The following is a 24,660-nucleotide window of genomic DNA, read 5'->3' as shown; positions in this document are numbered from 1 at the left end:
CCGACGGCACCCACGCCAGCTACCGCTACGACCCGTTTGGTCGGCGCATAGCCAAAACCCTCAACGGCCAAACCACCGAATTCTTCTGGCAAGGCGACACGTTGATCGCCGAACACAGCGCCGATCACCACCAAAGCTACATCTACGAGCCCAACAGCTTCCGCCCGCTAGCCCTGCTTGAAGGTTTTGGCCCGAACAACGTCAAACCCTTCCACTACCAACTCGACCACCTCGGCACACCCCAGGAACTGACGAATCCCGACGGGGAAATCGTCTGGTCCGCCCACTACCGCGCCTACGGCCAAATCGCGAAGCTTGACGTTAACACCGTCAACAACCCGCTGCGCTTTCAGGGCCAGTACTTCGATCAAGAAAGCGGGCTGCATTACAACCGCCATCGCTACTACAATCCCGACAACGGCCGCTACCTGACGCCCGACCCGGTGAAACTGGCGGGCGGGCTGAACGGATACCAGTACGTGCCCAACCCTACGGGGTGGGTGGATCCGTTGGGGTTGAATTCGTGTCCGGGTGGGGATAGGTGTAAGCCAGGCGCAGGGGCTGACGACCCAACGACAAAGGCAAACGTTGATGAGGGGGAGCCGGCTTTACCTAGACTGTCACGATCCGAACGACAAGCTCGTATTGACGAACTCGGCGAGGCGAATGCAAAACGACGCGTTGAAGCTATTCAAAAGCGATATGACATGCACACTATTGAAAAACATAGTCCTGAAGTTCCTAAAACAGCGCTAAAGCAGCGTACGATAGATGGAACTGATCCAAGCACCGGGCAGCGCAAACCGAGTGCAAAAGGAAATTTAAGTTCCCAGTTCAACAGTTGGCGATTACAGCTGAATGCAATAAACAAAGCTATCACTCGGACATCGCTTGGGTTGGATCCTTTCACAGGGAAGGATCAGCAAAAAAACCCCATAGTCAGATTAGAGCAGCCTAATTCAGGACGTGGTTACCGACCGAATAAAAAAGATAAGCAGAACCCTACCTACAATGAGCAACTAAACTGGCTCGAAGTTAAATTTGACAAAGCCGACAGCACGAGACCATTTACCGCTTTCCCTAGCGAGAAAAAATAATGCTAAAAGACCCTTTCTTAAATGATCCATTCGACCCAAGCCTTATGTGGTTTATAGGTGTTTTTGATGTATACGACCGCGAGCACAATCTTGGGCAAGAGCTCGAAAAATACGACCCCAACAATAAGGAAGACAGAAAGACGCTCATACAAAATTACGCCTTAAATTTAAATTACCTTTCTTATAGACATAAACATACGTTGACAGAGGCTTTAAAAAACGCTTTAGATGACGAGAATTATGATTTTCAAGGCCTATTTGAAATAGATGAAGATGAGCACATTTCTTGGCCAAGAAATGAGTGGTATGAACTCGACAGCCCAAGAGAATTTCTAAAAGACGTTTACCTACTAGCTCAGACTTACTGGAAGGAAGAACTTTACTCGGCCAGTCTCGAAACACCTTCTCAATGGTGAGCAACAAAAAATGACAAACCTAATTACACGACAAGGAACAAAATAAATATGCCCCTTTACGCTTTCGAATAGGAAATAGAATGGACACGCAAAAAATAAGAGCAATAATCAACGATCAAAAAATCGAGGTGATTGTAAAGTACGACCCTGCGAACCTTACAATGACGTCCTCCGAAGCTGACAACTTTAAAAAAGTCCACCGAGGAAAAGACATTTATGTTTGCCTAGCGAAAGTCAGAGCGGATTTCCCTCACATCACATTTTTATGTAAGGGCGCAAAAATAAATGTTATGCCTTCAAGGATGGCCTCTCAAATGAGCGCGGGACTTGTCGCATATGAAATGAGATTAGGCAAGCAAGCCACCCAAGAAGACATAGTTCATCTATTTGATTACGAAGAAGACAACCTGACAAACAACCCTCAAGAACAGATCGTTTTCTTTAGAAAGTGGCTGACATCATTAGGTGCGGAGGATTATGAAAAATTCAACTACCTATATTTACCGGACAGTCTTACGAACCGTGAAAAATAGTAATCCGACATGGAATTTCTATGGCATGAGCACGTCACAAGCAAACTTGACGACGCGTCAATTCTCAGGGGACTGCCTAGCTGCAATGCCGACACAGAGCAAAATCAATACAGAAGATATCTTAGGGGAGACACCTATGAAGCGTGATGACAGCTGCGCAGACTACTCAACCCCGAATCCAAACAGCAAAACAAAAAAAATCAAAGCCATAATAGACAACGAAGAAAAATACGTCACCTTCAAATATGACTCGGCGCATATAAAACTAACGTTTTCCGAGGCGGAGAATTTTAAAAAAGTTTACTCCGGCGGAGATATATATATTTGCCTGGCAAAAGTTAGGGCAGATTTCCCTGATATAAAATTTCTTTGCAAAGGGGCAAAAATAAACGTCAGACCCTCAAGCATGGCCTCACAGATGAGCGGCGGCATGGTTGCATATGAACTAACCATGGGAAAACGTCCTACACGGGAAGATATGGTTCATATATTTGATCATGAAGAACACAACCTGACAAACAACCCGCAAGAACAGACGGAATCCTATAAAAATTGGCTAGCGTCAGTAGGCGCCGAGAGAAACACACACCACTAAACACCAACAGAAAACAACCATAAAATCGGTAGTAATCATCACCATCAAAAATAATACTCGCGGAAGTTCGACAATAGAATACGAGGGTGGCAAATTAGTTCTAACCCTCTTGCTAGATAACGGACTCAAGAAAACTTATACAGCCAGCGACATATATGACTGCCTTGGCCGACTAAGAGCAGACTTTAAAGACACAAAATTTTTATGCAAGGGCGCAAAAGTCAACGTACATACTTCTGGAATATCATCACACATGTCAAACGGACTTGTTGCATATGAACTCAAAATGGGCCAGCCTGACGGGGAACTGGTCTATATTTTTGATTATGATGAAAACAACATAACCAACAACATCCAGGAGCAACATGATTTTTGTACGCACCGGGCTGCTTCTTTATAGACGCCAGCCCCTAAACGGGACAACTATATTCCCCCCACCCATACTTCAGACCTTCCCTAGCAATATAGTTTAGTTCTTCCTCTTGATCAGTTTATTAATATAATATTTGAGACTTAACCGATCTTTTGGCCTTGGTTTGTAATGGGTTTTGTTTCTTTGCTCAGGATCGACCGCCATAGTTTGTGCGGTATAGTAATAAAGCGCTATAGACCTGCGCGTGATGTGCTCCGGCGTTGTCAATGGCTCTGGGTGCCCATGATTGCTATCTTTGTCTGTGTTAAAAATGACGCAGCGGTTATAAATTGGCAGGACTTTTTCAAGACACCTCTTCATGTCGACATCCCAAAGTTCCAAATTGCCGCCGTATTCCTCTTGCCAGTCCTCATTCAGGTAAATTATGACATTCAGCCTGCGTTCAACATTAAGTTTCTTGTTGAGCCTGAAGTCTGAGTGCACCCCCAGAAAACCACCACTTTTTGTTTCATGCAGCCCGCCACCGGTGAAATAGGGATCGGGGATCAAACCTTCGATGCCCGTGAGTTTTTCAAGAAACTGCAACATGGGGGCCGAGTTAAACGCGTTGAAAAGAGTCTTCAAAAATGGGGCGCATTCGTTGGGACTTATTTGACGTTTACGCTGGCCTTTATAGCCGCGCTCGTAGAGCATTTCGTTGTTAGTCGGCTCGACTGGGAAGTGCGAGCAGATACTCGCAATCAGGTCTGCCTGTAAAAAACCATCGATTACTATATGTGGAAATGGCGTAGCCTGGATATAGCGACTGGCCAGTGAACAACCAAAAGCACTGGCGATGTTCTGGTCGAAATCAAGCTCTGGGGAGAGGGTGATGGGTAGTGCTTGAGTGATGGGTGCCATTACCGCTCCAATAACTTAATATAAAGACCTGTGGATGACACTCAAACAGTGTCGCACACACTACTCGCCGTGCGGCTTCGAAGCTTAACTATTGCTGTCTTTCTTGTTCATACGCTTAAGGATATTGTTGTACATATTGGTTCGTCTATGAGTCTCTCCATAGCCACCAGCTGCTGCAACAGTACCGGCCTGAATGTGATCTAGGTAGCTGAAAATTTTACGTGGCGATAACATTTCAATGACATAGCCAAGCTCGGTCATGCGGTCTTGGAGGGTATAGCCAGGCACACGATCATCCATCGAAAAATGCATGCCGTGCTGCTTGACAAGTTTGCAGTTCCACAACGTACAAAAGCTCTTCAAGTAGACTTCCTTGTACGGCTTTGGTTCTCTGGAACGTAATCCCAGGGAAACTTTCAGGTGTCTGAAATGGTGTTTGAAGAGTCGCGAGCTAAAGCGCCAAAGGGTTCTCGCGGCGCCACGATTTAATTGTTCTACACAGCCGACGGCTACGACTTTGGGGTTTTTAATACATTTATTTAGCATCATCGAGAAAACGTTTTTATCGAAAACAAACGTATCGGTGTGCATCAGGAATAAATAATCAGTTTCAATTCGCTCCAAAACCATGTCAAGTGCTTTGCCATGCGCAATATGGCCCGGTTCTGGTTCAGGAGCAGTACGCTCGATTAAGTTGATCCAGTCAAGTGTCCGCAAATACTCGGTACTCTCATCGGCAGAGTAGTTATCAACCACCCATATTGGGACGTTGCTACCACCCACATGCTTGCGCAATAAGTCCAAGCATATTTTGGTAATTTCTGGCGTCTTGTAGTTTACTATAACTATACTGAATAGTTTAGAGTCGTCGACTAGTAAATCAGTACTGCTCATCGTTCAGACACTCAATAGTATTATAGGTAAGTATAGAAATGATCGGACCCGCATGCAGCTGTGCTGCTTATATGCCTGCGCGATATTTTGTGAAACTACAAAACACCACTTATTAAGTCGCCTTGCCATACACTGAACAACCATAGCGTGTTCCGACCCGATGGAGAGCAGTAGAGTCAGCCGTCATCGTATAAGGATCTACTCTGTAGGTAAATATCCGTGAATTAGTTTGTTACATCAGAAGGCTGGCTAGGCGAGCTTCTTGGGAATGAGTGAGCTGAGCGTACATAAGCCATCCAGGAGCAAAAACGACTCGGCGCGCGCTGGGAGCGCCTCATTCTAATTGAGCCCAACATCTAGGTTGCTACAAGAAAAGCCACAGGCAAGTCCCCCCAAAACTCACACAAAAACGCCCCGAACCAGTCGGGGCGTTTTCATTCAGCGGGCAATCAACCCTAATCAGCCAACCGCCAAGTCGTCCCACCCTTCCCGTCTTCCAACACCACACCCATCGCAGTCAGTTGGTCACGAACTCGGTCAGACTCAGCCCAGTCCTTGTTAGCCCGGGCAGTCAAACGCGCCTGAATCAGCGCATCCACTTCAGCGGCATCAACGCGTCCTTCAGCGCCGGCTTGCAGGAAGTCATCGGCTTCCATTTGCAGGACGCCCAGCACACTGGCTAGTTCTTTCAAGCGCGCCGCCAAACCGGCCGCTGTATCAATATCGCTCTCGCGCAGCCGGTTGATCTCACGCACCATCTCGAACAGGACCGCGCAGGCTTCCGGCGTGCCGAAGTCGTCGTTCATCACTTGGGTGAAACGCTCAACGAACGCTTCGCCGCCAGCAGGAGCAACGGTCGGTAGGCCTTTCAACGCGTGGTAGAAACGTTCCAGGGCGCCCTTGGCGTCCTTGAGGTTGTCTTCCGAGTAGTTGATGGCGCTGCGGTAGTGGCTCGACACCAGCAGGTAACGCACAACTTCCGGGTGGTACTTTTCCAGCACATCGCGGATGGTGAAGAAGTTGTTCAAGGATTTGGACATCTTCTCGCCATTGATGCGAATCATGCCGCAATGCATCCACGCGTTGGCGTAGGTCTTGCCGGTGGCCGCTTCGCTTTGGGCTATTTCGTTTTCGTGGTGCGGGAACTCCAGGTCGCTGCCACCGCCATGAATGTCGAAGGTCTCGCCCAGGCAGCAGGTGGACATCACCGAGCATTCGATGTGCCAGCCCGGACGCCCGGCGCCCCATGGTGACTCCCAGCTCGGCTCGCCGGGCTTGACGCCTTTCCACAAGACGAAGTCCAGTGGGTCCTGTTTGGCTTCGTCGACTTCGATCCGCGCACCGATACGCAGGTCTTCAATTTTCTTGCGCGACAGCTTGCCGTAACCCATGAACTTGGCGACGCGGTAGTACACGTCGCCATTGCCCGGGGCGTAGGCGTAACCCTTGTCGATCAGGGCCTGGATCATGGTCAGCATGCCAGGGATATGATCCGTGGCGCGGGGTTCCATGTCCGGTTTGAGGATGTTGAGGCGCGCCTCGTCCTCGTGCATCGCGGTGATCATGCGCTCGGTCAGCACGTCGAACGGCTCGCCGTTCTCGCGGGCGCGGTTGATGATCTTGTCTTCGATGTCGGTGATGTTGCGCACATACGTCAGGTCATAACCGCTGAAACGCAACCAGCGGGTCACCAGGTCAAAGGCAACCATGCTGCGGCCGTGGCCGATATGGCAGTAGTCGTACACGGTCATGCCGCAGACGTACATGCGCACCTTGTTGCCATCCAAAGGCTTGAAGACTTCTTTGCTCTTGCTGAGCGTGTTGTAGATCGTTAGCACAACAATTCCTTCTCTCTATGCAAAGCCGGTCAGGCCTGCATGATCACTGGCCCCACGAATCACGCAAGGTCACGGTACGGTTGAATACCGGCTGACCAGGTTTCGAGTCCTTGATATCCGCGCAGAAGTAACCTTCGCGCTCGAACTGGAAACGGTCTTCCGGCTGTGCATTACCAAGTGATGGCTCAGCACGACAACCTGTAAGAACTTGCAGCGAGTCAGGGTTAATGTTGTCCAGGAAGCTGGCGCTGTCTTCGGCCTTCTCAGGGTTGGCCGAACGGAACAGACGATCGTACAGGCGTACTTCGCATTCGATGCTGGCCGCAGCCGGCACCCAGTGCACCACGCCCTTGACCTTGCGACCTTCAGGGTTCTTGCCCAGGGTGTCCGGATCGTAGGAGCAACGCAGCTCGACGATGTTGCCATCGGCGTCCTTGATCGCTTCGTCGGCACGGATCACGTAGCTACCGCGCAGGCGCACTTCGCCGTTGGGCTCCAGGCGCTTGTAGCCTTTTGGCGGCTCTTCCATGAAGTCTGCACGGTCGATGTAGATTTCACGGGCAAACGGCAATACCCGCACGCCCATGTCTTCTTTCGGGTGGCACGGCAGTTCGAGGTTCTCGACTTGGCCTTCCGGGTAGTTGGTAATCACAACTTTCAGCGGATGCAGCACGCACATGGCGCGTGGTGCGCTGTGGTCGAGGTCGTCACGGATGCTGAATTCCAGCATGCCGAAGTCCACCACGCCGTCGGAACGGTTGGTGCCAACCATGTCGCAGAAGTTGCGGATCGATTTTGGCGTGTAGCCACGGCGGCGGAAACCCGACAGCGTGGACATGCGCGGGTCGTCCCAACCGAAGACGTGCTTTTCATCGACCAGTTGCTTGAGCTTGCGCTTGCTGGTGATGGTGTAGTTCAGGTTCAAGCGGCTGAACTCGTACTGACGCGGATGCGCCGGTACGGGCAGGCTGTCGAGGAACCATTCGTACAGCGGACGGTGGCTTTCGAACTCCAGGGTGCAGATGGAGTGGGTGATGCCTTCGATAGCGTCCGACTGACCGTGGGTGAAATCGTAGTTGGGGTAGATGCACCACTTGTCACCGGTCTGGTGGTGGTGAGCGTGACGGATGCGGTACATGATCGGGTCGCGCAGGTTCATGTTCGGCGAGGCCATGTCGATCTTGGCTCGCAGTACACGATCGCCGTCCTTGAACTCGCCGGCTTTCATGCGGGCGAACCAGTCCAGGTTTTCTTCAACCGAACGGTCGCGGAACGGGCTGTTCTTGCCAGGCTCGGTCAGGCTGCCACGGTATTCCTTGGCTTGCTCCGGGCTCAGGTCGTCAACGTAGGCCTTGCCGGCCTTGATCAGCTCGACAGCCCAGGCGTACAACTGGTCGAAATACTGCGAGGCATAGCGCACTTCACCGGACCATTCAAAGCCCAGCCACTTGATGTCGCTTTCAATGGCGTCGATGTATTCCTGGTCTTCCTTGGCCGGGTTGGTGTCGTCGAAACGCAGGTGCGTGACGCCACCGAACTCCTGGGCCAGGCCGAAGTTGACACAGATCGCCTTGGCGTGACCGATGTGCAGGTAGCCGTTGGGCTCTGGCGGGAAGCGGGTGACGATCTGCGTGTGCTTGCCCGAATCCAGGTCCGCCTGGATGATCGGGCGCAGGAAATTGACCGGGACGGCAGGTCCGGCCTTGGAATTCGAGGTAGGGTCGACAGTGGGCTTGCTCATAGGATCCTTGAACAGACGAAGTACGTGGCCGGGGTAGGCCTAAAACAAAGGGCTTATCATAGCCGATGCTGTCAATCACCTGACAGAGCGCGGCCAAAAACTGCTTCATTTATTGCATGGGCGGTAAAAAACCACCTCGAAATTCCTGCAGGTCACGCTAAACTGCGCACCTTGGCCGTCGTTTGGCCAAACAGGTAGCGGCGCCAAAAACGCCCGAACCCACGAATTCCTTGAAAGAGTAGCGAACATGACTCAAGTCAAACTGACCACCAACCATGGCGACATCGTTCTGGAACTGAACGCTGAGAAAGCACCGATTACCGTTGCCAACTTCATCGAATACGTTAAAGCAGGCCACTACGAAAACACGGTTTTCCACCGTGTCATCGGCAACTTCATGGTCCAGGGCGGCGGTTTCGAGCCGGGCATGAAAGAAAAGAAAGACAAGCGCCCAAGCATCCAGAACGAAGCGGACAACGGTCTGCCCAACGTGAAGTACTCTGTCGCCATGGCTCGTACCATGGAGCCGCATTCGGCCTCCGCTCAGTTCTTCATCAACGTGGCAGACAACAGCTTCCTCAACCACAGCGCCAAGACTACTCAGGGCTGGGGCTACGCGGTATTTGCCAAAGTAGTTGAAGGCACCGACGTCGTGGACAAGATCAAGGGTGTTTCCACCACCATGAAATCCGGCCACCAGGACGTACCCGCAGAAGACGTGATCGTCGAGAAAGCCGAGATCATCGAAGCGTGATACTGCTGATTTCAGATTTGCATCTGGAAGAGGAGCGCCCGGACATTACCCGGGCGTTTCTGGATTTACTGAAAGGTCGCGCTCGCTCCGCGCACGCGTTGTACATTCTGGGGGACTTCTTCGAAGCCTGGATTGGCGACGATGCGATGACGCCCTTCCAGCGTTCTATTTGCGAGGCTCTGCGTGAGCTGAGCGACAGCGGCACCCCGATTTTTCTGATGCACGGCAACCGTGATTTCCTGCTGGGCAAGGTGTTCTGCAAAGCTGCAGGCGCCACCTTACTCAAGGACCCCACTGTCGTGCAGTTTTATGGCGAGCCAGTGCTATTGATGCACGGCGACAGCCTCTGCACCCGCGACGTCGGCTATATGAAGCTGCGGCGCATCCTGCGCAACCCCATTACCCTGTTTATCCTGCGTCACCTGCCCTTGGGCGCCCGGCACAAACTGGCGCGCAAGCTGCGCAGTGAAAGTCGTGCCCATACGCGGATGAAAGCCAACGATATTGTCGATGTGACGCCCGAGGAAGTGCCGCGGGTGATGCAGGCGTTTGGCGTGCACACGCTGGTGCATGGGCATACCCATCGCCCGGCCATTCACAAGTTGCAGATTGGCGATCAAGCGGCCAAGCGCATTGTGCTGGGGGATTGGGACAAGCAGGGTTGGGCGTTGCAGGTGGATGAGCAAGGATTTCAGTTGGCGGCGTTTGATTTTGTGAATCCGCAGTTGGCGTTGCCTGGAAGCTGAATATCCCTGTGATGAGCGGGCTTGTTGTGGCGAGCGGGCAAGCCCGCTCGCCACAGTGTTAAAACACCGAACCTAGTGTCCGCTCGCCGCCGGCCCCGCCTTCGCGGTAAACGGCGGTTTGGCTAACCACACCAGCAGAATCAATCCCATGAACATCCACCCCATCAACGTGAAGTAATCCACGGTGGACATCATGTACGCCTGGCTGGTCAGTATCTGATCCAACTGCGCATACGCTTGGTGACTGGCACCGCCCAAGGTATTCAGGGCATCTCGTGTCGCAGAGTCGTAGGTACTCATGCTCTCGCTCATGTAGGCATGATGCTGGTCCGCCCGGCGAATCCAGATCCAGGTAGTCAGCGACGCCGCAAAGCTGCCGCCCAGGGTCCGCAGGAAGGTCGCCAGGCCCGCGCCATCGGCGATCTGGTGCGGCGGCAGGTCGGACATCAGAATGCTCAAGGTCGGCATAAAGAACAGCGCCACACCGATGCCCATGAACAGCTGCACCAGAGCGATGTGCTGGAAGTCCACTTCATTGGTGAAGCCGGCACGCATAAAGCAGCTCAGGCCAATCGCCAGGAATGCCAGCCCGGCCAACAGCCGCAGGTCGAACTTGTGGGCGTACTTGCCGACAAACGGCGACATCAACACCGGCAAAATACCGATCGGTGCCACGGCCAGGCCTGCCCAGGTAGCGGTGTAGCCCATCTGGGTCTGCAACCATTGCGGCAGGATCAGGTTGATCCCAAAGAACCCCGCGTAGCCAAACACCAATACGATAGTGCCGATGCGGAAGTTGCGATGAGCAAACAGCCGCAGGTTGACCACCGGGTGTTTGTCGGTCATTTCCCAGATCACGAACACCGCCAGGGCAACCACCGAGATCACCGCGCCGATGATGATGAAGTTCGACTCGAACCAGTCCAGGTCGTTGCCCTTGTCGAGGATGATCTGCAAGGCGCCGACCCCCACAATCAGGCTCAACAGCCCGACATAGTCCATCGGCTGGTAACTGGTGACCACCGGCCGCTTCCTTAACTGCGAGCGCACCACCATTACCGCAAAGATGCCGATGGGCACGTTGATAAAGAAGATCCACGGCCAGCTGTAGCTGTCGGTAATCCAGCCGCCGAGGATGGGACCTGCAATCGGCGCCACCACCGTGACCATCGCCAGCAACGCCAGGGCCATGCCGCGCCTGGCCGGCGGATAGACCGCGATCAACAACGTCTGGGTCATCGGGTACAAGGGCCCTGCCACCAGGCCTTGCAGCACGCGAAAACCGATCAGCTCAGGCATCGACGTAGAGATGCCGCAGAGAAACGAGGCCAGCACGAACAGGATGGTGGCCCACAAAAACAGCTTAACCTCACCGAAACGGCGGCTCAGCCAGCCGGTCAACGGCAAGGCAATAGCGTTGCTGACGGCGAACGAGGTGATGACCCAGGTGCCCTGCTCCGAACTCACCCCAAGGTTGCCGGAAATGGTCGGCAACGCCACGTTGGCGATGGTGGTGTCGAGCACCTGCATGAAGGTCGCCAGGGACAGGCCGATGGTGGCCATCAGCAAGCTGGGCGGCGTGAAGGAGGCGTTATTGCTCATTAGCGCTGCGCTGCCTTGGGAGCCGCCACACTGTTGTCATGAATCAGTTGGGTGATCATCGCGTCGGCTTCGACCAACTGACGGTCGTACACGTTGGTGCTGAACGAGGCTTTTTGCGGCGGTTGTTGCGCCAGTACCGGGCCGCTCTGGTCGTGCAGATCGACATTGACCAGGGTCGACAAGCCGACTCGCAAAGGATTCCTGGCCAACTCTTCGGCATTGATATGGATCCGCACCGGCACCCGTTGCACGATCTTGATCCAGTTGCCGGTGGCGTTCTGCGCCGGCAGCAAGGCGAAGGCACTGCCGGTCCCGGCGCCTAGGCTGTCGATGGTGCCGCTGTACTTCACGTCGCTGCCATAGATATCAGCTTCGATGTCCACAGGCTGGCCAATGCGCATTTGGCGCAGTTGGGTTTCCTTGAAATTGGCGTCGATCCACAACTGGTCCAGCGGAATGACCGCCATCAGCGCGGTACCCGGCTGCACACGCTGGCCCAGTTGCACAGTGCGCTTGGCCACATAACCGGTGACCGGCGCGATCAAGGTACTGCGGGCGTTGCTCAGGTAGGCCTGACGCAGTTGCGCAGCGGCGGCCTGCACGTCTGGATGGGAGGAAATCACTGTATCATCCACCAGCGCACTGGAGGTCTTGAACTGCTGCTGGACGTTGGCCAGGGCATTCTGCGCCGAGGTCAGGTCGTCACGGGCATGGGACAGTTCTTCGAGGGAAATCGCCCCGCCCTGGGCCAGGTTTTTCCGACGGTTGTAGTTGTCCTGGGCCTTTTGCACTTCGGCTTTCTGCGCCAGGACCTGGGCTTTCATGCCGTCGACATTGCTGTACAAACCCCGTACCTGGCGCACGGTGCGCGCTAGGTTGGCCTGGGCACTTTGCAAGCCGACGGCGGCATCGTTGGGGTCGAAGTTGATCAGCACCTGGCCTTCGTGAACCAGGTCGCCATCGTCGGCGCCGATGCTGACCACGGTGCCAGTGACCAGCGGGGTGATTTCCACCACGTTGCCGTTGACGTAGGCGTCGTCGGTGCTTTCGCTCCAGCGCCCGTAAAGTTCATGCCAGCCCCAGACGCCCACGATGCCGAGGATGACGATCAGTGCCAGGCCCAGCAGCATGATTTTGCGTTTGCGCGGGTTGCTGTCGTTGGGTTGTTCTGTGGTGTCGGTTGTTTGGGCAGTGGCCATGACAAGTACCTTGAATTATTCAGTGCGCGTGGCAGGAGTGGTCGACGCCACGTTAGCGGTGTGAAAACCACCACCCAGGGCCTGCATCAATTGAATCGAAAGATCGATTTGCTCGGCATTCAGGCTGGCCAACTGGCGCTGGGCCTGCAGCAGTTGCTGTTCGATGCTGAGCACGTCCAGGTAATTACCGATACCTGAGCCGTAACGCTGAACCACGGTGTTGTAGGAATCCTGAGCAATGTCCGTGGCGTGTTGCTGAGCCTGGATCTGCCGACCGATGTCCCGCAGTTGCGAGAGGCTGTCGCTGACATCCCCCAACGCTTTCACCAGGCTTTTGTTGTACTGGGCCACCGCCAGGTCGTAGTCGGCGTCTCGGGAATCAAGATCGGCACGCAGACGGCCGCCGTCGAAAATCGGCAGGGACACAGTGGGGGCGATGTTGAAGAAGCGGCTGGCGGAACCGAACATGGCATCTCCCAGTAACGACTCAGCCCCGGCGCTAGCGCTCAGGTTGAGGTTGGGATAGAAGTTGGCCTTGCCGGCGACGATATTCTTGCTCGCCGCTTCTACTCGCCAACGGGCGGCCACCAGGTCAGGACGCCGGCCCAGCAGTTCGGCTGGCAGCACCGAAGGCACGGCGACTGCGCTGGGTGTCAGCACATTCGGGCGGGTCAGCTCGTTGCCACGGTCCGGGCCTTTGCCTAGCAGTACTGCCAGGGCGATTTTCGCGCTCTGCAGCTTTTTCTCGGCGTCGATCAATTGCGACTCGGAGCTGGCTTGCAGGCTTTCGGTTTGCTGGTATTGGTACTGGCTGTCGATCCCGGAACTCAGGCGGCGCTTGCTCAGGTTGAGCATCTGCCGCGTACGCTTGAGGTCGTCGTTGGCCAGGTCATGGAGAATATGGGCCTGACCAAGATCGCTGTAGGCCCGCGCCACGTCGGCGGCCAGGGTCAACTGCGCGGCCTGCTGGTCGACTTCGGCGGCGCGAGCCTGGCCCAATGCCGCTTCCCAGGCAGCACGCTGGCCGCCCCACAGGTCGAAGTTGTAATTGAAGCTGGCACCGACGTTACGCACGGTGGCGTAGGCATCACCCCGGCCCAACGGGTCCTGATCCTTGGCCAGGCGCGAACGGCTAATACCGGCGCTGGCATCCAGGGTTGGCATGCGTGCGGCGTCTGCGGCGTAGGCCGCTGCTTCGGCCTGATGGGCTCGGGCGCTGGCCACTTGCATATCAGGGCTGTCGCGCAGAGCCTCCTGGATCAGGCCGTCGAGCTGTGGGTCGCCGAGGCTTTTCCACCAGTCGTTTTTTGGCCAGGCGGCCGGCGACAGGAGCACGCCACTGAGGGATTTACCCGCTTGCAGGTTATTGGCTTCGATCGTTTTGCCTTGGGTGTCCAGGCCGCTGAAGTTGGCACAACCGGCCATGCTCATAGCCATTAGCACGAGGCAAAGGGCGCGAGCATTCATGAGTTACCTACCCGCTGAAGGGTGATGGGATCACCCGCAGCTATCAGAATCTTCTTCAAAATATGTTCCAGGGTTTTCAATTCCCCCGGCTCCAGGGCCCCCGCTAGTTGGTTCAAAGCCTGCGCCCCGATGTGCGGGAGCATGTCCGCCAGGCTCTGCCCTTCCGGCGTCAGCACCAGTTGCACCTGGCGCCGGTCCTGTTCGGAGCGCTTGCGCGCCAGCAGGTCTTTTTGCTCCAGGCGGTCGAGCATGCGAGTCATGGAGCCGCTGTCCAGGGACAGGTGCGCGCATAGCTGCGCCGGGGTATCGACGCCGAACTGGGCCATGATGATCAACACCTTGAACTGCGCGGCAGTGATGCCGTGGGGTTCCATATGGGTGTCGATGATGCGGTCCTTGAGCAAGGCGGCGCGACCCAACAGGAGGCCGAGGTGGCAGTTGTGGAGGTTTTCGGGGGTGAAGTGTTTCATCGAGACCTACCTATTAACTGCCTAGGCAGTGAATGTATGACAAGATATTACTGCCTAGGCAGCAAATGTCAAACAAATAGTTAGGGTGCTTTGTATAAGGCGGATAGATGATTATCCCTTGTAGGAGCAGGCTCGCTCCTACAAGGGCTGGGGTTTAGAAATCCCGCTTGTAGAAGATATCCAGCGAACTGGCCACACCGCTGGCCACTTCCAGGTAAACCTTTTTACTCAGCAAGTAACGCAGCGCAATGGTACTGGCCGGTTCAAACACCCCGACGCCATAGCGCAAGCTGAGCTTTTCCGAGATCTTGCCGCTGGCCACCACGGCGGTGTTGTTGCCACTGCCCTGAGTGTCGAGTTCAAAGTCCTGGATTCCCAGGTTCTTGGCAATGTCCGAAGTCACCCCGGCGCTACCCATCAACCCCAGGCCCAGCGCCGCCTGGGCCAGCATGTTGTTGTCTTCGCCGGTGGTAGTCAGCGGGCGCCCCAGCACCAGGTAGGACAGCGCCTGCTCCTGGCTCATGGCCGGTTCCGAGAAGATTTGCGTAGTGGGTTGTTCAGCGCTGCCGCTCAGGCGGATACCGGCGATTACATCGTCGGTCTGGCGGATGGCCTCGATGTCCAGGTACGGCTGATCAAGGGGACCGGCAAACAACAGCCGTGCACGGCGCACGGTAAGGCGCTGGCCGTAGGCACGATAACGGCCATCGTTGAGCCACAGTTCGCCACGGGTGTCCATGTTATCGCCGATGTGTACATGGCCTTGCAGGTTGGCCGTCAAGCCGAACCCGGCAAAGCTCAATTTGTCCTCGCCCACTACCACGTCGATGTCCATGGCCATCGCCAACGGCGGCTTGCCCTCCTCGGTCTGGCTGCCGACGATCACCGTGTCATCGGAGACCTTGACCGTCGACGGCGGTAGTTCACGCACGATGATCTCGCCCTTGGGAATCTGCACCTTGCCGGAGATGGCCAGCTTATCGTTGTTCATGGTGATCTTCAGATCGGGTGCCACTTCCAGGGCCGCATAGGGCTCGACGGTGACCGGCAGGTGCGTGCCTTGCAGGCTGATGTCCACGGCCAGGGTGTGGCCCCAGTCGATCTGGCCTTTGACCGTGCCCTGCCCGGCCTTGCCACTGCGCCAGCCGCCGTTGAGTTGCACGCTTTCGCCAGCGATCAAGGCCTGGATGTTCAGGCCCTCAAAGCTGGTGGGCAATTCAGGGCCGGAGATTTCGCCGCCGATCAGGTTGACGCTGCCGTTGACCTGGGGCGCCAGGAGGCTGCCGGAGATTCGCCCGTTACCATTGAGTTTGCCGTTGAGCTTCTCAACCATCGGTACAAACGGCCGCGCCACCGCCAGGTCCAGGCCGATCAGGCTGAAATTGCCGGTCAACGGTTTGTTCTTCGGCAATGGATTGATTTGGGCCTGTAACAACAACTCGCCCAGCTTGCCACCCCGAAAATTCAGTTGGGTGTCGATGCGCTTGGGATTGAGGGTGGTCTCCAACGTCAACGCGTCGTAGGGAAAGTCCAGCCATTGATCCTTGTCCTTGACCCGCAAGGTACCGCCACTGGCATCCACCGAGACCACACCTTTGGGGCCACTGGCCGGCAGATCCAGTTGCACGTCCGCGTTGAGTTTGCCCTGCCAGGCGAAATCCTTGGGCAGCCATTGCGCCAGGCTGTCGATGGGGAATTGCTTGAGGTGGTAACGCAGCTTGGGCTCGGGCATCAAGCGCTGATCTTCGCCACACAAACTGGCCGCTCCGGAGACCCAGCAATGAGCGGAAAGGGTCAGCTTGCCATCAGCCATTCGTTCGATTTTCGCCGGAGCCTGTAGCTTCCAATCCTGCCCACCGGCTTGTACGTCACCGCTGGCCAGCCGGCCGCGCCAGTTGCCTTTGTCGAGATTGCCGTCCAGGGCCAGGGCCAGTTTGACCAGCGGGCCGACGAGGTCCACTTGCACTTTCTGGCTTTTGATATCGCCCTGGGCGCTGGCGGTGAAAGTCCCGACCTGGGTTTCGCCGGCCTGAATGCCACTGCCCTTGAGGTCGATTTTTGCCCGTTGGGCGGTGTCGAGGCTGGCATCCAGGGACAGGTTTTGCAGGCGATTGTCTTCAAACGCCAATTGCTGGCCCAACAGATTGAGCTTGCCCTGAGGCGCTTTCAACGTGCCGGCGACATCGAGGCGACCGTTGACCTGCCCGCGCAGTTGCGGCCACAGCTGGGCCAGGCGCGTCAGCTTGATGTCGATCTGCCCGGCCAAGCGCTGTTGCAAACTGCCGCTGCCGTTGATGCGGTTGTCACCCAGGCGAATATCCAGGGCGCCGAGGGTCCATTGCTCGCCCGCGCCGTCGGCCTTGGCCTGCAACACCACTGGCTGGCCGCGCAAACGGCCCTTGAGGTCCAGATCGGCGTTCAGCTTAAGCTGCCCGTTCTTCATTTCGCCTTTGCTGCGCAATGGGCCGGCCAGAGTGCCCGGTAATTGCGCGACCCAGTACGCCGGATTGATTGCCGACAGGTCCAGCGCGGTATCCCAGGCAATGCCATCGGCAAACTGCAGGTTCAGGTGCCCTTCGGCCTTGCCTTGGCCGGCGGCCAGTTTCAACTGCGGCAGGAACACTTGCTTGAGGTCGCCGCTGAACGGGCTGACCAGGCTGAACTTGCCGGCCGGGCCATCGAGGTCGGCCTTGAAGTTGCCCAGGTAGTTGCCGTCCTTGTAGAAGACTTCGCCGTCAAAGGTACGCAACACCACTTGGGGTTCGTCGATCAGCGGGTAGAGGCGATGCCAGGGAAAGTCCAGCCAGTGGATCTTGGCGTCGGCGCTGAAGCCTTGCTGCCAATCCAGTTGAGCGCTTAATTTGAGGCTTTGCTTGTCTGCGGCGTTCAAGTCCAGGCCCGCGAGCTGTGCACCCTTGGCGTCGACGCGGCCTTGCAGAAGCAAGTCCACCGGGCCTTTTTCCGCCGGCAGGACGGCTTTGCCCAGCAGTTGGTAGCCACTGCTCAGGTCGCCCTTGGCGGTGAGATCAAGCTGATTGAGTTGCAGGGTGTCGGGCAAATCAGCGCTGGCCTTGAAGCCGTCGGCGGTGATGTGCACTTGCGCTGGTAGGTTTTCCACCAGGGGTTGCAGCTCGCCGCTGAGTTTGCCTTGCAGATAGCCGCTGCTGTCGGCATCGAGCTTGAGGGTCTTGAGCAAGTCGCCATCGACTTTGAGCGCAATGGCCCAAGGTGCGCCACCGGGAGCGTAAGGCAAACTCAGGTTGCCGGTCGCACTCAACGGCCAATCGCCAATCGGTTGCAGCAAACCGGACAACTCCAGGGTCAGGTCATCCCGCTGCAAGTGCACCGAGTCGATTTTCATCCCCTCGGCAGTCCAGTGGGCTGCCAGTTGCAAGCCCTTGAGTTCTTCGCTGCCGTTGAACAACAGGCGGCCGACGCGCACGTCACCCAGCTGGATCGCCAACGGCAGTTTTAACTCCGGCAGGCTGATGGGGGCGCTGCTTTCATCGGTGCTGGGGGGAAATTGCAGGCTGACTTGTTCCACGTCCAGCTGATCAATGCACAACGTCATGCGCATCAGGCACCCAGGTGACCAGTCGAACCTGGGGGCATTGAGTTCCACCCGGCTGCTGTCTTGCTGCCACAGGAGATGATCAGCGCTCCATTGCCCGCCCAGGCGACCCTGGAAGTTGTCGACAGTCAAACCCGGTACTTGATTCAGCACCCAGCGACTGCCAACTTGCGTGCCCAGCACCGCCCACAGCGCCAGAAACAACACCGCAAAAACCGCAAGAACGGCCAGCCCCGCTATTTTCAAACCACGCATCACAGCTCAGGCCCCATGGAAAAGTGCAAACGAATGCCGCCCGGGTCTTCCAGGGCATGGGCCAGGTCGAGGCGGATCGGCCCTACCGGCGATACCCAACGCACACCAACGCCGACGCCGGTTTTCAGGCTCGGCAGTTCCAGGCTGTTGAAGGAGTTACCTTGGTCGATAAAGGTCGCAATTCGCCATTTTTCGGCGATGGAGTATTGATACTCGGCGCTCACAGCCACCATGTAGCGGCCACCGATGCGATCGCCCTCGGAGTTTTCCGGCGACAGGGTCTGGTACTCATAGCCGCGCACGCTCTGGTCGCCACCGGCAAAAAAGCGCAGAGACGGCGGCACTGATTTGTAGCCGTTGGTGGTACTGCCGCCGAACTGCGCCCGGGCGAGGAAGCGGTGGTTGTCCCATAGGGTGGTCAAGCCTTTGACCATCGCCGTGCCGTAAAGCAGGTTGGTGTCAGAGCCCAAGCCCTCCTTGGCGACCTTGGCATCAAATTGCAGGCGATAGCCGTTATGGGGATCGATACGGTTGTCACTGCGCAGGTAGGAATAGCTGACGCCGGGCATCAGCAGATTGCTCAGGCCCGAGTCATCCCCCAGGCGATACTCTTCGCGCTGCCACTTAAGGGAGATCACCCGCGTCCAGCCACTGGGCAACTTGCTGTGCCATTCAGGGCCGAAGGTGAGCAATTTACTCAGGGTGTCGGTGTTCGACAGTTCTTCATTTTGATAGCCACCAGCGAAACGCAGTTTGTCGGTCAGCGGCGGGTCAAGCGGAATGTCATACCACAGACCGACGTTCTGCCTAGGCGCCGACAATTCGGCCTCCCAGCCATAGCTGTGCCCCTGCGAATTGGCCCAGTGGCGGGTCCAGTTGGCTTTGCCGCGTGGGCCGACGTCCGTGGAAAAGCCCAGGCCCAGGCCCATGGTTCGCGGCTTGCGGGTTTCCAACTGGACCGCTACTGGAATCACATCATTGGCCGCAGCAGCAGGTGCCGCATCGACACGCACGCCTTCAAAAAAGCCACTGGATTGCAGGGCCTGGTTGAGTTCGGCGATCAATTCGGAATCGTAGGGCGCGCCACTCTGGAACGGCACCATGCGCTGCAACAGGTCTTCATCGAACGGCGCGTCGCCAGCAAAGCTGACCTTGCCCAGGGTGTAGCGCGGGCCGCTGTTGTAGACGAGGTCGATATCGGCCACGCCCGCCTGGGGGTCGACCGATAGTTTTTGGCTGGTGAAGCGGCCACTGAAAAAACCGTAACGGGAAGCCTGGTTCTGGATCAGCCGCTTGGCGTCTTCGTAGCTGCCATGGTTGAGCACTGCACCGGGCTTGAGTTCGTTGCTGTCAGGCACACGAAAGGATTTAAGGCTGGCAGCCTGGCCGTCGACGCGAATGGTCACATTGCGCAAGTGCACCGGCTCGCCGGGGTCGATGGTGAGGATCAGGCGTGGGGTTTTGCCGCCCGTGACGTCACTGGCGATCTGCGGCTGATAAAAGCCCAGCGCCTGGGCGGCCTTGCGGGCCTGCTCTTCGGCACCACGACTGAAGCGCAACAAGGCTTCTTCGTCACGATCGCCCACCCCGCCAATATAGCCTTCGATGTTGGCTTTCAGCGCGTCGTTTGAAGGCTTGATCCGTACGTCCAATTCGCTTTGCGCCAACGCGCCGCAGCTTGTGAACAGTAGAATCAAGCCGCTGGTAAATTTTCCGGGAAACTTCATAGGCGCGGATGCTACACGAGCTTGGGAACATCTTAGAACCCGGATTTGTCTGAATAATTCTGTCTTAAACCGTTGCTGCCTGTAACGCCTGTGGATTCGGATGAAAAAACACGTGTTCACGAATAGGTCCTACAGCGACCTCGCCAATTTCTTCATAACCCTGACGTTTGTAAAAGTCCAGGTAGCGCGAATTACCGGTGTCCAGTACCACGCCGGTGGAGTTGGGGTCTTCGGCGCACCAGTTATGCACCGCCTCAAGCAACTGTTCGCCAAAGTGCTTACCCTGAAATTGCGGGTGAATTCCCAGCAACGGCAGTACATGCACCGACTCCGACGGCAGGCACGCCAGCACTGCCTGATGGTATTCCAGATAGCGTCGGGTACCGCGCACACCGGTGCTCAGCCACATGCGCAACTGCCAGGCCCAGCTTTCCGTGATACCCAGGCGTCGTTGCGGCGGCGCGATCAGGGCGATGCCGATCAACCGGTCGTTGACCAGCAGGCCGATGGCTGGCAAGTTCTGGAAGAAGTGCTGCTTGACCAGCTCGCGTACCGTGGCGCGCACGCGCTGCTCATATCCGGAGCGCTCGGCTTCAAAGATGTAGGCGAAGGTCGGCTCATGACGGTAGGCCTGGTACAACAGGGAACGGGCTTCGCGGGAATAGCCCCTGTCGAGCATATGAATCTGGGCGATGGCAGTCGAGGTGTCAGGCATAACGGTGTATCTCCCCTGGACGCAACTCAAATAGGCGCTACTCGAAAGGTTGCGCTCTTGTAGTACGAGCCCGCGACGGCTCACTCGTTCCCTGCATGCGGCACCTTGAAGGACATTAGCAGTGCATCTGTCCTACCGCCACGCTGGCTCCCGTCCGACTTGTCGGCTAGCATCGCACTTTTGCTAGGACTGCCGACCATGAAAATCGTCTCGTTCAACATCAACGGGCTGCGCGCCCGCCCTCATCAGTTGGCGGCGCTGATCGAGAAACACCAGCCGGACGTGATCGGCTTGCAGGAAACCAAGGTCCATGACGACCAGTTCCCATTGGCCGAGGTCCAGGCCCTGGGTTATCACGTGTATTACCACGGGCAGAAAGGCCACTACGGTGTCGCCCTGCTCTCGCGCCAGGAGCCCCTGGCGCTGCACAAAGGTTTTGCCGGTGATGAAGAAGACGCCCAGCGGCGGTTTATCTGGGGCACATTCGCCGACGGCAATGGCAACCCGATCACCATCATGAACGGCTATTTCCCACAGGGTGAAAGCCGCGACCATCCCACCAAGTTCCCGGCCAAGCAGCGTTTCTACAATGACCTGCAACAGTTGCTGGAGACGCAGTTCAGTAATGACCAAGCGCTGGTGGTGATGGGCGACGTGAATATTTCCCCGCAAGATTGCGACATCGGCATCGGCGCCGATAACGCCAAGCGCTGGCTCAAAACCGGCAAGTGCAGCTTCCTCCCGGAAGAGCGTGAGTGGATGGCGCGCTTGAAGAACTGGGGATTGGTCGACAGCTTCCGACACTTGAACCCGGACGTGGCCGATCGCTTCAGCTGGTTCGATTACCGCAGCCGTGGCTTTGAAGACGAACCCAAGCGTGGGCTGCGCATCGACTTGATCATGACGTCCCTCGGATTGTTGCCCCGGGTCAAGGCGGCGGGTGTGGATTACGATCTGCGGAGCATGGAAAAGCCGTCCGACCATGCGCCGATCTGGCTGGAACTGAGCTGAGACCCTCCCTTGCAGGAGCGAGCTTGCTCGCTCCTGCAGTCATATTTATGCAACCTTCCTGACTTAATCTCCCGGCACTCCCTTTGGCTTGAGAAGGTGCCGGCATGATGCTGCGCGTTCTGTACCTGCTGGCAATTTGCAGCACCCTGCCCCTCCACGCGTTTTCTGCGCAACTCCCCTTTCCCGAACACGGCCCGGCCTTGCGTATCCAGGGTTCCAATACCATTGGCGCGGCGTTGGGTCCGGCGTTGGTCAAGGGTTTGATGGAGCAACAGGGTCTGCAGGACGTGCACAGTGAACCCAACGACAAAGCCAACGAGCAGCGCATCGTTGGCAAAACCCGTCAAGGCCACCGGGTCACGGTGGAGATTGCCGCCCACGGCTCCAGCACCGGGTTTACTGCCCTAAAAAACGCCAGTGCCGACCTGGCGGCATCTTCGCGCCCGATCAAGGATCGCGAACTGGTGGACCTCGAACCCCTGGGCGACTTGAAAAGCTCCAATGCCGAACAGGTGATCGCCATTGATGGCTTGGCGATCATCCTTCATCCCCACAACCCGCTGAACACTTTGAACACTGAGCAACTGGCGCAGGTTTTCAGTGGTGAAGTCAGTACCTGGGAAGCGTTGGGTGGCGTCGGTGGCGCGATTCATCTGTACGCTCGGGATGATCAATCCGGCACCTTCGACACCTTTAAGGAACTGGTGCTCAGCCGCCGAGGCAAAATTCTCGACGGCACGGCCAAACGCTTCGAGTCCAGCGAGCAGTTGTCCGATACCGTCAGCCACGACCCCCAAGGCATCGGTTTTATTGGCCTGCCCTATGTACGCCAGGCCAAGGCAGTGGCCATCAGCGATGGCGAATCACACCCCATGCTCCCGCTGAGCAGCCTGATTGCCACCGAAGACTACCCACTGTCACGCCGACTGTTCTTTTACCTGCCGCCCGGCAAGCAGAATCCCTGGGCCGAGGCGCTGGTGAACTTCGCCCAAAGTGCCAAGGGCCAGGCTATCGTTGCTGCCAATGGTTTTATCGCGCAACAGGTCCAGGCCATCACAGTCGAGCCCCGCGTAGCAATGCCCGAGGGCTATCAGGCGATTGCCCGACAGGCCCAGCGGCTGACGGTGAATTTTCGATTTGAGGAGGGCAGCGCCAGCCTCGATAGCAAGGCACGCCAGGACCTGATGCGGGTGTTGGCTTACCTGAGAAGCCACGGCAAGCTCGACAAGCAGGTAACTCTGGTAGGGTTTGGTGATGCGAAGAATGATCCGCAACGGGCCGCCCTGCTTTCCAAGTTACGGGCGATGGCGGTGCGTCGGGAGTTGGTCAAAAGTGGGGTGGTGTTGCGCGATATTAGTGGGTTTGGCGCGCAGATGCCGGTGGCGGCGAATACGGCGGATGAAGGAAGGATCAAGAATCGGCGGGTGGAGGTTTGGGTTTATTGAGATGTTGAGGTGACTCGTCAGGACTATTGTGGCGAGGGGGCTTGCCCCCTTGCCACAGAGGCCTGGTTACTGGCTGCTACGCATCATTTCCCGAGGCACATACTTGCCGATCTCGAACTTGCCAATCGCCGCACGGTGTACTTCATCCGGGCCGTCGGCCAGGCGCAGGGTGCGTTGCATGGCGTACATGTAGGCCAGCGGAAAATCATTGGAAACCCCGGCCCCGCCGTGGATCTGGATCGCCCGATCAATCACCTTCAAGGCCACGTTCGGCGCCACCACCTTGATCTGGGCAATTTCGCTTTTCGCCACTTTGTTGCCGGCGGTGTCCATCATGTAGGCCGCCTTCAAGGTCAGCAGCCGTGCCATGTCGATTTCCATCCGAGAGTCGGCGATCTTGTCGATATTGCCCCCCAGGCGCGCCAGCGGCTTGCCAAAGGCGGTGCGGCTGATGGCGCGTTTGCACATCAACTCCAGCGCCCGTTCAGCCATGCCGATGGAGCGCATGCAGTGGTGAATACGGCCAGGGCCAAGGCGGCCCTGGGCGATTTCGAAGCCGCGGCCTTCGCCCAGCAGGACGTTTTCGTACGGTACACGGACGTTTTCAAACAGCACTTCGGCGTGGCCGTGAGGTGCATCGTCGTAGCCAAACACCGGCAGCGGACGGACGATCTTCACGCCCGGAGCGTCCACCGGCACCAGGATCATCGAGTGTTGCTGATGACGCGGCGCATCGGGGTTGCTCAGGCCCATGAAGATCATGATCTTGCAGCGCGGATCACAGGCGCCGGAGGTCCACCATTTCTTGCCATTGATAACCCATTCGTCGCCATCGCGAACCGCGCGGGCGGCCATGTTGGTAGCGTCGGAAGAGGCCACGTCCGGTTCGGTCATGGCGAATGCCGAGCGGATCTCGCCCCGCAACAGCGGCTCCAGCCAGCGTTGTTTCTGCTCTTCGTTGGCGTAGCGCACCAGCACTTCCATGTTGCCGGTGTCCGGCGCCGAGCAGTTGAACGGTTCAGGCCCCAACAACGAACGGCCCATGATTTCCGCCAACGGTGCGTATTCCAGGTTGGTCAGGCCAGCGCCCAGTTCCGATTCCGGCAGAAACAGGTTCCACAACCCCTCGGTTTTGGCCTTGGCCTTGAGCTCCTCCATGATCGCGGTGGGCTGCCAGCGATCACCTTCGCTGACCTGGCGTTCAAACACCGGCTCGGCCGGGTAAACGTAAGCGTCCATGAACGCGGTGACGCGCTCACGCAGTTCCTGAACCTTGGGCGAATAAGCGAAATCCATGAGCAGTTACCTTCT

General features: G+C 56.9%; 20 protein-coding genes. 8 read left to right on the top strand and 12 right to left on the bottom strand.

The annotated features are described in order from the left end of the window. From FQ182_RS23475 to FQ182_RS23460, 4 genes are all read left to right on the top strand, one after another. A partial coding sequence (locus tag FQ182_RS23475; protein WP_178114511.1) for an RHS repeat domain-containing protein occupies positions 1 to 1,097 on the top strand: 1,097 nt, incomplete at its 5' end. Further along, positions 1,097 to 1,513 (top strand): hypothetical protein, encoded by a 417-nt coding sequence (locus FQ182_RS23470; protein ID WP_256666323.1) that lies wholly within the window; start codon positions 1,097 to 1,099, stop codon positions 1,511 to 1,513. The genes FQ182_RS23475 and FQ182_RS23470, both read left to right, overlap by 1 nt. Positions 1,514 to 1,593: 80 nt before the next feature. Further along, complete coding sequence (locus tag FQ182_RS23465) at positions 1,594 to 2,046, top strand: hypothetical protein (RefSeq protein ID WP_149413969.1); 453 nt, start codon at positions 1,594 to 1,596, stop codon at positions 2,044 to 2,046. Between the two features lie 136 nt (positions 2,047 to 2,182). Continuing rightward, the gene (locus FQ182_RS23460; protein ID WP_149413970.1) at positions 2,183 to 2,641 is read left to right on the top strand and encodes a hypothetical protein; all 459 of its coding nucleotides are present in this window, start codon (positions 2,183 to 2,185) and stop codon (positions 2,639 to 2,641) included. 469 nt (positions 2,642 to 3,110) lie between these two features. Here FQ182_RS23460 and FQ182_RS23450 read toward each other — a convergent pair whose 3' ends face one another. The 4 genes from FQ182_RS23450 to FQ182_RS23435 form a co-directional block, all read right to left on the bottom strand. Next, complete coding sequence (locus tag FQ182_RS23450) at positions 3,111 to 3,914, bottom strand: 2OG-Fe(II) oxygenase (RefSeq protein WP_149413971.1); 804 nt, start codon at positions 3,912 to 3,914, stop codon at positions 3,111 to 3,113. An 84-nt stretch (positions 3,915 to 3,998) separates the two neighbouring features. Then, positions 3,999 to 4,808: a glycosyltransferase gene (locus FQ182_RS23445; RefSeq protein ID WP_149413972.1), complete on the bottom strand. Its 810-nt coding sequence runs from the start codon at positions 4,806 to 4,808 to the stop codon at positions 3,999 to 4,001. Positions 4,809 to 5,263: 455 nt separating this feature from the next. Further along, complete coding sequence (gene cysS / locus FQ182_RS23440) at positions 5,264 to 6,646, bottom strand: cysteine--tRNA ligase (RefSeq protein ID WP_149413973.1); 1,383 nt, start codon at positions 6,644 to 6,646, stop codon at positions 5,264 to 5,266. A gap of 43 nt (positions 6,647 to 6,689) precedes the next feature. Continuing rightward, positions 6,690 to 8,387: a glutamine--tRNA ligase/YqeY domain fusion protein gene (locus FQ182_RS23435; RefSeq protein ID WP_149413974.1), complete on the bottom strand. Its 1,698-nt coding sequence runs from the start codon at positions 8,385 to 8,387 to the stop codon at positions 6,690 to 6,692. A gap of 247 nt (positions 8,388 to 8,634) precedes the next feature. On the opposite strand from FQ182_RS23435, the gene FQ182_RS23430 reads away from it, so the two are divergent. Both FQ182_RS23430 and lpxH read left to right on the top strand, forming a co-directional pair. Further along, complete coding sequence (locus FQ182_RS23430) at positions 8,635 to 9,141, top strand: peptidylprolyl isomerase (protein WP_149413975.1); 507 nt, start codon at positions 8,635 to 8,637, stop codon at positions 9,139 to 9,141. Beyond that, positions 9,138 to 9,887, top strand: coding sequence for a UDP-2,3-diacylglucosamine diphosphatase (lpxH, locus tag FQ182_RS23425; protein ID WP_149413976.1), 750 nt, complete (start codon positions 9,138 to 9,140; stop codon positions 9,885 to 9,887). The genes FQ182_RS23430 and lpxH overlap by 4 nt, the downstream gene beginning before the upstream one ends. Before the next feature lie 72 nt (positions 9,888 to 9,959). Here lpxH and FQ182_RS23420 read toward each other — a convergent pair whose 3' ends face one another. The 7 genes from FQ182_RS23420 to FQ182_RS23390 all read right to left on the bottom strand — a co-directional run bounded on the left by FQ182_RS23420 (position 9,960) and on the right by FQ182_RS23390 (position 20,893). Continuing rightward, positions 9,960 to 11,489: a DHA2 family efflux MFS transporter permease subunit gene (locus tag FQ182_RS23420; protein ID WP_149413977.1), complete on the bottom strand. Its 1,530-nt coding sequence runs from the start codon at positions 11,487 to 11,489 to the stop codon at positions 9,960 to 9,962. Continuing rightward, the gene (locus tag FQ182_RS23415) at positions 11,489 to 12,688 is read right to left on the bottom strand and encodes an HlyD family efflux transporter periplasmic adaptor subunit (protein ID WP_149413978.1); all 1,200 of its coding nucleotides are present in this window, start codon (positions 12,686 to 12,688) and stop codon (positions 11,489 to 11,491) included. Before FQ182_RS23415 ends, FQ182_RS23420 begins: the two co-directional genes overlap by 1 nt. A gap of 15 nt (positions 12,689 to 12,703) precedes the next feature. Continuing rightward, positions 12,704 to 14,155 carry an efflux transporter outer membrane subunit gene (locus tag FQ182_RS23410; protein WP_149413979.1) on the bottom strand — a complete coding sequence of 484 codons (1,452 nt, stop codon included), beginning with the start codon at positions 14,153 to 14,155 and terminating at the stop codon, positions 12,704 to 12,706. Next, positions 14,152 to 14,625, bottom strand: a complete 474-nt coding sequence (locus tag FQ182_RS23405) for a MarR family winged helix-turn-helix transcriptional regulator (protein ID WP_149413980.1) — start codon at positions 14,623 to 14,625, stop codon at positions 14,152 to 14,154. The genes FQ182_RS23410 and FQ182_RS23405 overlap by 4 nt, the downstream gene beginning before the upstream one ends. 154 nt (positions 14,626 to 14,779) lie before the next feature. Further along, positions 14,780 to 18,451, bottom strand: coding sequence for a translocation/assembly module TamB domain-containing protein (locus FQ182_RS23400; protein ID WP_149413981.1), 3,672 nt, complete (start codon positions 18,449 to 18,451; stop codon positions 14,780 to 14,782). Continuing rightward, complete coding sequence (locus FQ182_RS23395) at positions 18,451 to 20,178, bottom strand: autotransporter assembly complex family protein (RefSeq protein ID WP_149413982.1); 1,728 nt, start codon at positions 20,176 to 20,178, stop codon at positions 18,451 to 18,453. Before FQ182_RS23395 ends, FQ182_RS23400 begins: the two co-directional genes overlap by 1 nt. A 64-nt stretch (positions 20,179 to 20,242) precedes the next feature. Further along, entirely contained in the window at positions 20,243 to 20,893 is a 651-nt protein-coding gene (locus FQ182_RS23390; RefSeq protein WP_149413983.1) for an N-acetyltransferase, read from the bottom strand. Positions 20,894 to 21,091: 198 nt separating this feature from the next. Between FQ182_RS23390 and xthA the strand changes: the two genes are divergently transcribed. Both xthA and FQ182_RS23380 read left to right on the top strand, forming a co-directional pair. Continuing rightward, the gene (xthA, locus tag FQ182_RS23385) at positions 21,092 to 21,904 is read left to right on the top strand and encodes an exodeoxyribonuclease III (protein ID WP_149413984.1); all 813 of its coding nucleotides are present in this window, start codon (positions 21,092 to 21,094) and stop codon (positions 21,902 to 21,904) included. Positions 21,905 to 22,008: 104 nt separating this feature from the next. Beyond that, positions 22,009 to 23,349, top strand: a complete 1,341-nt coding sequence (locus tag FQ182_RS23380) for a substrate-binding domain-containing protein (RefSeq protein ID WP_149413985.1) — start codon at positions 22,009 to 22,011, stop codon at positions 23,347 to 23,349. Between the two features lie 66 nt (positions 23,350 to 23,415). Here FQ182_RS23380 and FQ182_RS23375 read toward each other — a convergent pair whose 3' ends face one another. Next, entirely contained in the window at positions 23,416 to 24,645 is a 1,230-nt protein-coding gene (locus tag FQ182_RS23375; RefSeq protein ID WP_149413986.1) for an acyl-CoA dehydrogenase, read from the bottom strand. Positions 24,646 to 24,660 lie beyond the last annotated feature (15 nt).

The organism is Pseudomonas sp. ANT_H4 (genome assembly GCF_008369295.1).
In the GTDB taxonomy this organism is placed as follows: Bacteria; Pseudomonadota; Gammaproteobacteria; order Pseudomonadales; family Pseudomonadaceae; genus Aquipseudomonas.
The sequence above is the reverse complement of the archived record's forward strand: the minus strand, read 5'-3'. Positions and strand labels throughout refer to the sequence as shown.

What these genes read in the sequence shown, in the direction of transcription:
- FQ182_RS23470 (WP_256666323.1), top strand. Translation starts at nt 1,097, where the DNA reads ATGCTAAAAGACCCTTTCTTAAATGATCCATTCGACCCAAGCCTTATG.
- FQ182_RS23465 (WP_149413969.1), top strand. Translation starts at nt 1,594, where the DNA reads ATGGACACGCAAAAAATAAGAGCAATAATCAACGATCAAAAAATCGAG.
- FQ182_RS23460 (WP_149413970.1), top strand. Translation starts at nt 2,183, where the DNA reads ATGAAGCGTGATGACAGCTGCGCAGACTACTCAACCCCGAATCCAAAC.
- FQ182_RS23450 (WP_149413971.1), bottom strand. Translation starts at nt 3,914, where the DNA reads ATGGCACCCATCACTCAAGCACTACCCATCACCCTCTCCCCAGAGCTT.
- FQ182_RS23445 (WP_149413972.1), bottom strand. Translation starts at nt 4,808, where the DNA reads ATGAGCAGTACTGATTTACTAGTCGACGACTCTAAACTATTCAGTATA.
- FQ182_RS23435 (WP_149413974.1), bottom strand. Translation starts at nt 8,387, where the DNA reads ATGAGCAAGCCCACTGTCGACCCTACCTCGAATTCCAAGGCCGGACCT.
- FQ182_RS23430 (WP_149413975.1), top strand. Translation starts at nt 8,635, where the DNA reads ATGACTCAAGTCAAACTGACCACCAACCATGGCGACATCGTTCTGGAA.
- FQ182_RS23420 (WP_149413977.1), bottom strand. Translation starts at nt 11,489, where the DNA reads ATGAGCAATAACGCCTCCTTCACGCCGCCCAGCTTGCTGATGGCCACC.
- FQ182_RS23415 (WP_149413978.1), bottom strand. Translation starts at nt 12,688, where the DNA reads ATGGCCACTGCCCAAACAACCGACACCACAGAACAACCCAACGACAGC.
- FQ182_RS23410 (WP_149413979.1), bottom strand. Translation starts at nt 14,155, where the DNA reads ATGAATGCTCGCGCCCTTTGCCTCGTGCTAATGGCTATGAGCATGGCC.
- FQ182_RS23405 (WP_149413980.1), bottom strand. Translation starts at nt 14,625, where the DNA reads ATGAAACACTTCACCCCCGAAAACCTCCACAACTGCCACCTCGGCCTC.
- FQ182_RS23400 (WP_149413981.1), bottom strand. Translation starts at nt 18,451, where the DNA reads ATGCGTGGTTTGAAAATAGCGGGGCTGGCCGTTCTTGCGGTTTTTGCG.
- FQ182_RS23395 (WP_149413982.1), bottom strand. Translation starts at nt 20,178, where the DNA reads ATGAAGTTTCCCGGAAAATTTACCAGCGGCTTGATTCTACTGTTCACA.
- FQ182_RS23390 (WP_149413983.1), bottom strand. Translation starts at nt 20,893, where the DNA reads ATGCCTGACACCTCGACTGCCATCGCCCAGATTCATATGCTCGACAGG.
- xthA (WP_149413984.1), top strand. Translation starts at nt 21,092, where the DNA reads ATGAAAATCGTCTCGTTCAACATCAACGGGCTGCGCGCCCGCCCTCAT.
- FQ182_RS23380 (WP_149413985.1), top strand. Translation starts at nt 22,009, where the DNA reads ATGATGCTGCGCGTTCTGTACCTGCTGGCAATTTGCAGCACCCTGCCC.
- FQ182_RS23375 (WP_149413986.1), bottom strand. Translation starts at nt 24,645, where the DNA reads ATGGATTTCGCTTATTCGCCCAAGGTTCAGGAACTGCGTGAGCGCGTC.